The organism is Pyxidicoccus fallax, assembly GCF_012933655.1.
In the GTDB taxonomy this organism is placed as follows: domain Bacteria; phylum Myxococcota; class Myxococcia; order Myxococcales; family Myxococcaceae; genus Myxococcus; species Myxococcus fallax.
The window spans coordinates 25325-35872 of the sequence record NZ_JABBJJ010000102.1 but is presented as its reverse complement, the minus strand read 5'-3'; the positions used below and the strand labels follow the sequence as shown (position 1 = coordinate 35872).

Annotated in this window: 6 protein-coding genes; 4 read left to right on the top strand and 2 right to left on the bottom strand. The window is 70.5% G+C overall.

Features of this window, described 5'->3' with window-relative positions; genetic code table 11:
- The 4 genes from HG543_RS22235 to HG543_RS22220 all read left to right on the top strand — a co-directional run.
- The coding region (locus HG543_RS22235; protein WP_211194085.1) for a PilW family protein at nt 1-619 on the top strand (619 nt) is incomplete at its 5' end.
- Nucleotides 620-624: 5 nt separating this feature from the next.
- Complete coding sequence (locus HG543_RS22230; protein ID WP_169346838.1) at nt 625-1125, top strand: hypothetical protein; 501 nt, start codon at nt 625-627, stop codon at nt 1123-1125.
- Nucleotides 1126-1157: 32 nt separating this feature from the next.
- Nucleotides 1158-5675 carry a pilus assembly protein gene (locus HG543_RS22225; protein WP_169346837.1) on the top strand — a complete coding sequence of 1506 codons (4518 nt, stop codon included), beginning with the start codon at nt 1158-1160 and terminating at the stop codon, nt 5673-5675.
- Nucleotides 5676-5762: 87 nt separating this feature from the next.
- Nucleotides 5763-6185 carry an HD domain-containing protein gene (locus tag HG543_RS22220; RefSeq protein WP_169346836.1) on the top strand — a complete coding sequence of 141 codons (423 nt, stop codon included), beginning with the start codon at nt 5763-5765 and terminating at the stop codon, nt 6183-6185.
- A 70-nt stretch (nt 6186-6255) separates the two neighbouring features.
- On the opposite strand, the gene acnA is transcribed toward HG543_RS22220, so the two are convergent.
- Nucleotides 6256-8985 (bottom strand): aconitate hydratase AcnA, encoded by a 2730-nt coding sequence (acnA, locus tag HG543_RS22215; protein WP_169346835.1) that lies wholly within the window; start codon nt 8983-8985, stop codon nt 6256-6258.
- Between the two features lie 261 nt (nt 8986-9246).
- A complete protein-coding gene (locus tag HG543_RS22210; protein WP_169346834.1) occupies nt 9247-10506 on the bottom strand; it encodes a phospholipase D-like domain-containing protein in 1260 nt (419 codons plus the stop codon).
- Nucleotides 10507-10548: the final 42 nt, after the last annotated feature.

The following is a 10548-nucleotide window of genomic DNA, read 5'->3' as shown; positions in this document are numbered from 1 at the left end:
CCCCCCGCCCCTGCCGGGGTGCCTGGTCGACACCGCCCAGCCCCCCTTCGTCATGCTGGTGCGGGAGAAGCGGCTGCGCGTGGAGTCGTTCGGCGGCCGGCCGTACCTGGTCGTGCGGCACGGCTGGCATTCCAACGCGGAGTTCGACCCCATCGTCGCGGACGTCGAGTCCTTCCAGGTCGCCTACCAGATGAACCGCCCCCCGGCGGACACCGTGTGCTGCGCCGCTGCCGCGGCCCCGGACATGGGGGCCGGCGGCGGCGCCAGCTGGGTGCTCGGCGACGAGACGCCCATGGTGCCTCCGGCGCCTGGCCTCACCCCTCCGAGCTACGGGTCGCCGTACGACGCGCCCGAGCGCTACACCGCGCACCCGGCCAACATCCGCGCCGTGCGCGTGGGCCTCACGGTGCGCTCCACCCGCAAGCAGCCGCGGGAGGTGCTCGACACGCCGCGCCAGCTCCTCAACGCGCCCCCGCCGCCGGCCGAGGGGGACGCGTACGTGCGCTCCACGGTGGAGACCACCATCCGCGTGCCCAACATGACCTCCCGCAGCTTCTTCACCCCCGAGTACCGCGACACGGCGCTCGCCAATGACCTCCGGAACGTCGGGGGAGGATAGGAACCATGAACCGCTTCCCCTACTCCCGTGGCAGCGCCCTGGTCATCACCCTCATCGCCCTGGCCATCCTGCTGCTCATCGTGGTGGGCGCCATCACCTTCACCAGCCGCAACCGCATGGCCGCGGTGGCCGCCACGCGCAACGAGCGGGTGGAGGCCTGCGCCGAGACGGCCCGCCGCTACCTGCTGTCGCGCATGCGCGTCCACGGCGCGTTCGCCCGTCCCGTGCCGCAAATCGTCCTGGAGCAGGTGCTGAATGACGACGCGGTGGAGGGCGACCGCTCCACCATGCGCACCGCGCACTTCGACGGCGATGCCGGCACCATGACGGGCGCCCCCCTGTCCGCCAGGAGCTTCGGCAGCGCCATGCTGAAGGTGAGCGACGTCGTCAACACCGTGGGCACGCCCCCCGGCAGCAGTGGCCGCTACTACCGCGTCGTCGTCATGTGCGACGAGCCGAACGGCCGCCAGGCCGAGACCGAGTTCGTCTTCCGCTTCGGCGTCTGAACCCTCCCGACCCAGCCCCTCCTGGAGCCCCCATGAAGGCCCTCCTCACGTCTTTGTCGGTGGTGGTGGCGCTGCTGGCCGCGTCGCGTGCCCACGCGATTGACGCCGCCGCCTGCACCCTGCAGTCGACCTCCCGCCTGGATGCGCTGCTCAACCCCGTCAGGGGCAGCGACGAGCGCTTCTTCACCAACAGCAGCGGCCCGCCGAACATCCTCATCATCCTGGACACGTCGGGCTCCATGGCGCAGTGGCCCATGGCCTGGAGCAACGAGAACGCCCATAGCTACACCACGGACTCGACGGGTGCCGACGCGGGCTGCCGCCAGCCCAACATCAACGCGCTCAACTACGACCCGAACATCGCCTACCCCCGGCTGTGGCTGTCGCTGGAGAACCAGCTGTCGCCCTGGTTCGACCCGACGAAGTTCTACCGCTTCGATGGCCAGGGCTCCGGTGGTCAGGTGAGCTTCGGCATGGGCCGCAACCCGGTCCGCTTCGACCAGGACCCGCCCGATACCACCATCACCACCTCCGTCTCCGCCGCCTGCGGGAACCTCATTGGCAACCAGAACCAGGCTGCCCGGACCGCCTGCCAGACCTGCCTGGAGCGCAGGGGCTACTTCCAGTGGACCTCCTCGCAACGCGTGGCGACGGGCAACTTCCTCAACTTCTACTCCCCGCGCGGCCACTCCGCCGTCAACGTCATCTCCCAGGTCATCCGGGATTCGCCGAAGACGCGCTTCGGCATCGTGACGTTCTCCTCCGGCAACCGCCCCACCAACGAGGACACGGCGGGCCGGCCCAGCACCTCCCCGGTGCAGTGGAGTGGCCTGGACGTGGTCCGCTTCGCGCCCTTCGGTCCGTCCTGCTCGCAGGCCAACGACCTGGCGGCGCGCAATGCCCACCGCGAGGAGCTGCTGTACCGGATGAAGAACGGGCTGCAGTTCAACACCAACACGCCGCTCACGCAGGCGCTGTGGGGCGCCAGCTACTACTTCCGCACCAGCACGCCCCAGAATGACGACCCGTTCGAGGACTGGTTCGGCAACGGCTACCTGTCCAACACGGGCTTCAACGACGAGGCCGCGCCGGGTCGTGCCTCCTCGTGCTTCCAGTGCAGCTTCAACGCGATGATTCTGCTGACGGACGGCGAGCCCAACGAGCCGAGCCATGGCGGCGCCCAGATTCCCCAGGCCGTCCGCGACCTGGATGTCCCGTGTGACGACTGTGCCGCGGCGGGCACGGGTGACACGAGCGGCGGCTCGCGCAGCCATATCCACCGCATCGCCCGGTGGATGTGGATGAACGGGCACGACCTGCGGCCGGAGCTGCCGGGCGAGCAGCACGTGGCGACGTACACGGTGGGCTTCGCGCTGACGAACACGCAGGCCCTCAACCTGCTGCGCGCCACGGCGGACGTGGGCGGCGGCCGCTTCTTCGCGGCCACCAACTCCAGCCAGCTCAAGACGGCGCTGCAGTCCATCGTGGACGACGTGCAGAACCGCAACATCTCCTTCGCCGCCGCGGCCCTCTCCTCGTTCCAGACGGGCAGCGCCACGCTCAGCGCGCTGATGCCGCGCCTGGCGCCCGAGGCCGGCAGCAGCGCCTGGCGTGGAGACCTGTGGCGCTTCAACCAGTTCAACGAGTTCGTCGAGAACGTCGACAAGAACGGCGACAACGACCTCGCGGACATCTTCGTGGTGGACCAGGACAACGACATCGTCGTCGAGGACACCACGGGCAGGTTCGTCAAGGACGGCACGACGACGGCCGCGAAGCACTTCTGGGAGGCCCGCAGCCACCTGAGGGCGCGCAACCGCGCCACCCGGAACATCCTCACGGTGACGGACACCAACCAGGACGGCCTCCTGGGCGAGGGGGACATCCCCATCGCGTTCACCGCCCAGAACATGCAGCAGCTGAAGGACTACCTCGGCATCGTCGGCACCCCCGCCTGCCCGAAGCTGGAGCGGCTGCTCCCGCCGCAGGTGGAGCCGGGCAGCCTGCTGACGGGCCTGAGGCTGACGCCGACGCAGGCGGCCACGGCGGTGGGCCACCCGGCGCCCACCTGGATGGACATGCTGGCCGGTCAGCGGTGGCTGGATGACCTGTGCGTGCGCGTGCTCATCGAGTACGTGCGCGGCCAGGACCTGGCGGACGAGAACGGCAACGGCAACCGCACGGAGACGCGCCAGTCGGTGCTGGGCGACATCTTCCACTCCTCGCCGGTGGTGGTGGAGCCGCCCATGGACAAGTTCCTGTGCGACATGGGGCTGAGCACCCAGTGCGTCCGCACGCTCTACAGCGACGGGCAGGGCACGCCGGCCACGCCGCTCGAGCGGAAGGACGTCTCGCGCTGCGGCGTCAACGTCAACATGGACGCCTACGAGCAGTACGCGTTCAAGTACCGCCGGCGTGACAAGCTGGTGCTGGTGGGCGCCAACGACGGCATGGTGCACGCCTTCCGCGACAGCGCCGCGGGGAACGAGACCTGCGAGCGCGGGCTGCCCTTCAGCACCTATGCGCCCGCCTCGGGCGAGGAGGTGTGGGCCTTCATCCCTCCGGACCTGCTGCCGCGGCTGCATGAGATGGCGTTGGGTCACCAGTACTTCGTCGACGGCGACATCATGGTGCGCGACATCTGGGCGGATGGCTCGGGCAGCCAGTCGGCTGCGGATTCGCGCAAGCAGGCCGACGAGTTCCACACGCTGGCGGTGGTGGCCGAGGGGCGCGGCGGCGTGCACTACCTGGCGCTGGAACTGACCATGCAGGACGACACGACCTTCGGTCCGCCGAGGCTGCGGTGGATGTTCCCGCAGCCGGCCTCCCAGGAGGCCGCCCTCTTCGGCAAGACGCTGCTGTCCGTCAGCCCCCGGCCGCCTCCCATCGGTCCCCTGCTCGTGAAGGCCCCCGCCGGCCAGACCGGCGCGGTGGTGCGCTACGGCACCCCCACGGAGGAGCGCTGGATGGTGGCGCTGTCGGGCGGCTGGTCTCCCGGCATGGAGAAGGGCCGTGGCGTCTACCTGGTGGACGCCTGGAACCTCAAGGTGCCCCGCCGCAACGACAACCTGTGGTGGAAGTTCGAGTATGACCCGAACGCCAGCAACGACCAGGACCGGCCGGCGCGCAACCTCACCCACAGCGTGGTGGCGCCGGTGGGCATGGTGGACTACGGCGTCGGCGGGGCGGTGCAGCCGGACGGCTTCTTCGACACGGCCGTCTTCGGCGACATGCGCGGGCAGCTCTGGGTGGCGCGCATGTCCCAGCCGGGCGAGCCGGACAGCTCGGGGCTCATCCAGAACTGGACCGCGGCGCGCGCCTTCCAGATGGACCGGGACGCCACGGCCACGGCTGGCGGGCACAACATCCTGCGCACGTGGCCCTTCTATTACCTCCCCTCCGTCACCATCCAACCGGACACCGGCATGCTGCGCGCCCTCATCGGCACGGGAGACCGCTACGCGATGCTGGACGACAAGGCCGGCATCTGCCGCTTCGACAACCTGCAGGCCTGCGCGAAGTACAACTGCGGCCACGTGGAGGTGGACTATCGGCTGGAGCGCCTGGGCCGCAACATCACCCAGGCGCAGCAGGTGTGGGGAGCGGGGGATATTCGCCAGGCGCTGCTGACGACGACGCCCGCCAACAACCCGCCCTGCGGCCTCCCGGGCGAAACGGTGGTGAAGGCGGAGTTCCGGCAGTACGACGTGAGGTCGTGCCCCGGCGCGGCCCAGGACTTCGACCAGCTGAGCACGGCGCGCGTGGAGTGTGGGCGCGACTCCGCCGGCAACTTCCGCTGCCTCAACCAGGCCTCCGCGGCCCCCAACTACACGGACCTGGACATCACCCGGAACGACGCCGCGCTGGGGAAGAACCGCTTCTATGGCATCCGCGTGTACGGGGGCCCCGGGCAGACCTTCCAGGAGCACCTGACCACTTCGGCGACGGGCATGAAGACGGCCCAGCAGTTCGACGACCTCCGGCTGACGGACCGTACGGCCACCAACCCCACCAGCGGGGACCTCCTGGACGTGACGGACGTCACCTGCACCTCGGAGACCCACTGCACCCTGGGCGGCCAGCAGACGGCGGGCGCGGCGCCGGACGGGCCGGGCTGGATGCTGGAGTACTCGGGGATGGAGCACAAGACGGCGGGCGGCGCGTCCACGGTGGCCAGCTGCTCGCTGTGGAACGTGCTCTACCCGGCGACGGGCGCGGCGTGTGACAACACCTCCGCGCGGGCGCGCTTCTTCCAGGGGCACTACCTCACCGGCCTGCCCACCTGCGCCAGCTCGTTCGAGAACGCGCGCTTCCAGGAGCGCGCGGTGCTGGCGCCCCCGCCGGAGCCGGCCACCGCCGTCATGGTCTCCAAGGCCACGGGCAAGGTGAGGTACAGCGTCCTCGTGCAGGAGCCCGGCAAGCGGCAGGCCACCTCCGTGGACGTGGCGGAGGAGAGCGACGTGCTGCAGAACGTGTACGAGCTGCCGCTCACCCACGAGCAGCACGAGTGCCGGCACGAGGACCCGGCCCGCTGCGTCGCCGCGCCCTGACGTCGCGGCCCACGCCCTCCCCTCCTCGCGCGGGGAGGGCGTGTCTGGGATAAGGGAGGTGCTGGCAGCCCTTTCCCGGAGTCCCTCATGCCCACCCTCGAAGACGCCCTCACCCTCGCGGTGGAGGCGCACCGCGGCCAGAAGGACAAGGCCGACCGGCCCTACATCCTCCACCCGCTGCGGGTGATGATGCGGCTGGAGACGGACGAGGAGCGCACCGTGGCCCTCCTCCACGACGTGGTGGAGGACACCCCCTGGACGCTGGAGCGGCTGCGCGAGCGCGGCTACCCGGACGCCGTGCTCTCCGCGCTGGACGCCCTCACCCGCCGCGAGGGCGAGACGTATGAAGCCTTCATCGAGCGGCTGCGCCCGCACGCGCTCGCCCGGCGCGTGAAGCTGGCGGACCTCGAGGACAACATGGACGTGCGCCGGCTGGCCGCCGTCACGCCGAAGGACGCCGAGCGGCTGTCCCGCTACCGCGCCGCCTGGGCCCGCCTGCGCGAGCCCTGAAAAGACGACGGCCCGGCGGGCGCCTCGAGGGCTCCCACCGGGCCGAAGGTGCTTCAGGGCCGCGTCAGGCTCAGGCCTTGGCCAGCTGACGGAGCACGAACTGCAGGATGCCGCCGTGGCGGTAGTAGTCGAGCTCGTTCGGCGTGTCGATGCGGCACAGCACGGTGAACTCCTTGGTGCCGCCCTCGCCCGTGGCCTTCACGGTGAGCTTCTTCTGCGGCGCCAGGTTCTCCGCGATGCCCGTGATCTCGAACTTCTCGTGGCCGGTGAGGCCCAGCGACTGCGCGTCCTGGCCCGCCTCGAACTGGAGCGGCAGCACGCCCATGCCCACGAGGTTGGAGCGGTGGATGCGCTCGAAGCTCTTGGCGATGACGGCCTTCACGCCGAGCAGCTGCGTGCCCTTGGCGGCCCAGTCACGGCTGGAGCCGGTGCCGTACTCCGCGCCGGCCAGCACCACCAGCGGCGTGCCCTCCGCCTGGTACTTCATGGAGGCGTCGTAGATGCTCATCCGCTCGCGGGTGGGGATGTGGACGGTGACGCCACCCTCCACGCCGGGCACCAGCAGGTTCTTCAGGCGGATGTTGGCGAAGGTGCCGCGCACCATGACCTCGTGGTTGCCGCGGCGCGCGCCGTAGGAGTTGAAGTCCTTGGGCTCCACGCCCTCGGCCATGAGGTACTTCGCCGCGGGGCTCGTCTTGGCGATGTTGCCGGCGGGCGAGATGTGGTCCGTGGTGACGGAGTCGCCCAAGAGCGCCAGCACGTGCGCGCCCTTGATGTCCTGCGTGGCCTTGGGCTCCTTGGGCAGGTTCTCGAAGAAGGGCGGCTTGCGCACGTAGGTGGACTTCGCGTCCCACTGGAAGGTGGAGCCCTTGCTCACCTGGAGCTGCTGCCAGAGCGTGTCGCCCTCCATGGCGTTGGCGTACTGGCGGCGGAACTGCTCCGGCTTCACGGAGGCGCGGATGGTGGCCTGGATTTCCTCCGTCGTCGGCCAGATGTCCTTGAGGAACACCGGGCGGCCGTTCGGGTCCGTGCCCAGCGGCTCCTTGTCGAGGTCCAGTCCCACCTCGCCGGCGAGCGCGTAGGCCACCACCAGCGGCGGGCTGGCCAGGTAGTTCATGCGCACGTGCGGGTTGATGCGGCCCTCGAAGTTGCGGTTGCCGGACAGCACCGCGGCGACGACGAGGTCACCCTCGGTGACGGCGTTGGCCACCGGGTCCGGCAGCGGGCCGGAGTTGCCGATGCAGGTGGTGCAGCCGTAGCCCACCACGTGGAAGCCCACGGCCTCCAGGTAGGGCAAGAGGCCCGCCTCGCGCAGGTACTCGGTGACGACGCGGCTGCCCGGGGCGAGGCTCGTCTTCACCCACGGCTTCGGGTTGAGGCCGCGCTCCACCGCGTTCTTCGCGAGGATGCCCGCGGCCACCAGCACCGCCGGGTTGGAGGTGTTGGTGCAGGAGGTAATCGACGCAATCACCACCGCGCCGTGGCCGAGCTGGTAGCTGGAGCGGCCCGACTTCACGGTGACCGTCTGCGCGAGGCGCTCCGGCGGCACCTCGGCCGCGGGGGCCTTGGCCTTGCCGCCGCCGCCCTCGTCGTCCTCGCCCTTGCTCTTGCCGGCGGCGAGCATCTCCACGAGGGACTTCTCGTAGCCGGACTTCATGTCCTTGAGGGGCACGCGGTCCTGCGGGCGCTTGGGGCCGGCGAGGCTGGGCACCACGGAGGCTAGGTCCAGCTCCAGCGTGTCGCTGAAGGTGGGGTCCTCGTCCCGGCGCCACAGGCCCTGCTCCTTGGCGTAGGCCTCGGTGAGGGCCACGACGTCATCCGGGCGGCCGGTGAAGCGCAGGTAGTTGAGGCTCTCCTCGTCCACCGGGAAGAAGCCGATGGTGGCGCCGTACTCGGGCGCCATGTTGGCGATGGTGGCGCGGTCCGGCAGGGACAGGTTCTTCAGGCCGCTGCCGTAGAACTCCACGAACTTGCCCACCACGCCCTTCTTGCGAAGCATCTGCGTGACGGTGAGCACCAGGTCCGTGGCGGTGGCGCCCGCGGGCAGCTGGCCCGTGAGCTTGAAGCCCACCACCTGGGGAATCAGCATCGTAATCGGCTGGCCGAGCAGCGCGGCCTCGGCCTCGATGCCGCCCACGCCCCAGCCCACCACGCCCAGGCCGTTGATCATCGTGGTGTGGCTGTCGGTGCCCACCAGCGTGTCCGGGTAGACGGTGGTGCCCTCGCGGAACGTCACGCGCGCGAGGAACTCCAGGTTGACCTGGTGGCAGATGCCGATGTCCGGCGGGACGACGCCGAAGCCCTTGAACGCGCTCTGGCCCCAGCGCAGGAACGCGTAGCGCTCGCGGTTGCGCTCGAACTCCAGCTCCGCGTTCTCCTTGAAGGCCGCCGTCGTCGCGAAGGCGTCGATCTGCACCGAGTGGTCGATGACGAGGTCGGCGGGGTTGCGCGGGTTGATCTTGGCCGGGTCACCGCCCATGGAGGCGAGCGCCTCGCGCATGGCGGCCATGTCCACCACCGCGGGCACGCCGGTGAAGTCCTGGAGGAGCACGCGGGCCGGGTGGAAGGAGATCTCCACGTCCGGGGTGGCCTTGGGGTCCCAGGCCAGCATCTTCTCCACGTGCTCGCGCTTCACCACGCGGCCGTCCTCGTGGCGCAGCAGGTTCTCCAGCAGCACCTTGAGGGAGACGGGCAGGCGGTTCACCGAGGGGTGCGCCTTGGCCAGCTTGCTCAGGCTGAAATAGTCATAGGTGGCCGAACCCACCTTGAGCTGGGACTTGGTCCCGAAACTGTCGGTCATGTGCGTTGCCGTCCTTCCGTGCGCGGGATGCGCCGACTTGTAGGCCCCCCGTTGACGCGTTGCAAAGGGTTCCTGCGCGGTCATCCAGGGGCGGACGCTTCGCCGGGAGGGGGGCCAGTCCGGCTCATCGGAGCCATGCGTCCGGCTGGGGGTTGTTTCCAGGAAGCTACAGAGGAGTGGTAACGGCCCCACCCCCACCCGGCCAGCGGGGACGGCCCGGGGGACGGGCGCGCCCGGCGGCCCGGCCGGAAGGCGCGCGCGCTAGAGCACCTTGCGGAAGGCGTACAGCACGCGCTCCAGCACCTTCTGCCAGAGGGGCCGGCGGCGGAACTCGGCCAGCGTCACCTCGCGGCAGTCGCCGCAGTCGGCGCGGAAGGACTCCTCCAGCTGCCGGCCCAGGCGCGGGTCGGCGAAGACGGCGTTGACCTCGTGGTTGAAGGCCAGGCTCAGCCGCTCCAGGTTGAACGAGCCGATGGTGCCCCACACCCCGTCCACCACCGCCGTCTTGGCGTGCAGCACGCCGCGCTGCCACTCGAAGATGCGGATGCCCGCCGACAGCAGCTTCTCGTAGAAGGCCCGGGTGGCGAACTCGAGGATGGGGTGGTCGCTGCGGGCGTTGAGGAGCAGGTGCACCTCCACGCCGCGCCGCGCCGCCTCGCGCAGGGCCGCCACCATGCGCCGGTCCGGGATGAAGTACGCCGCGGCGATGAGCACGCTGCTGCGCGCCCGCTGAATCGCGTGCAGGTACGCCCGGTGGATGCTCCGCCGGCTGGACAGCACCGCCAGCCCCACCTGCCCGCGCCGGGGCGGCCGGTGCTTCCAATGACGCAGCCCCCGGGCCAGCCGGTGGATGCGGTCCTGGAACATCATCCGCCACGTGGCCAGGAAGCGCCGCTCCAGCTCGTGGGCGGCGGGGCCTTCAATCCGCAGCACGTCGTCGCGCCACCCGGCGCCCTGCTCCCGCGGCGCCCAGTGCGCGGCGATGTTCACCCCGCCCGTGAAGGCGACCTCGCCGTCCACCACGAGAATCTTCCGGTGGTCCCGGCGCAACAGGTGGCGCAGCCCCCGCGACAGGCTGAAGGGCTTGAAGGCGCGGATGTCCACCCCGCGGCGGCGCAGCGACTCGAAGAAGTCGCGGCGGGCCGTCCACGAGCCCACCGCGTCGTACAGCACCTTCACGTGCACGCCGCGCTCGGCCGCCTCCGCCAGGGCCTCGCCGAACAGCTCACCGACGGTGTCGGTGAGGAACATGTACGTCTCCAGGCGGATGTAGCGGCGCGCCCGGCGGATGGCCTCCAGCATCGCCGGGTAGGCCTCCACGCCGTCGCGCAGGAGCTGGCACGCGTTGCCCCGCACCACCGCGTGGCCGCGCGGCAGGTAGAAGCGCGACAAGAGGAGTGAGGAGACCTCCGGGCTCCACACGGGCCCATGCGAGGGAACGGGGCTGGACGTCCTCGCGAGGCGCAGCTCGCCGTCCCCGACAACGCCTGACTGCTCGCTCACCACCTCCGGGTCACGCATGGCCTCCGTACGGTGAGGATGCAGTCGCGGCCCGGCAACCCG

Coding starts and splice junctions, on each gene's coding strand:
- HG543_RS22220 (WP_169346836.1), top strand. CDS start 5,763: ATGCCCACCCTCGAAGACGCCCTCACCCTCGCGGTGGAGGCGCACCGC.
- HG543_RS22225 (WP_169346837.1), top strand. CDS start 1,158: ATGAAGGCCCTCCTCACGTCTTTGTCGGTGGTGGTGGCGCTGCTGGCC.
- HG543_RS22210 (WP_169346834.1), bottom strand. CDS start 10,506: ATGCGTGACCCGGAGGTGGTGAGCGAGCAGTCAGGCGTTGTCGGGGAC.
- acnA (WP_169346835.1), bottom strand. CDS start 8,985: ATGACCGACAGTTTCGGGACCAAGTCCCAGCTCAAGGTGGGTTCGGCC.
- HG543_RS22230 (WP_169346838.1), top strand. CDS start 625: ATGAACCGCTTCCCCTACTCCCGTGGCAGCGCCCTGGTCATCACCCTC.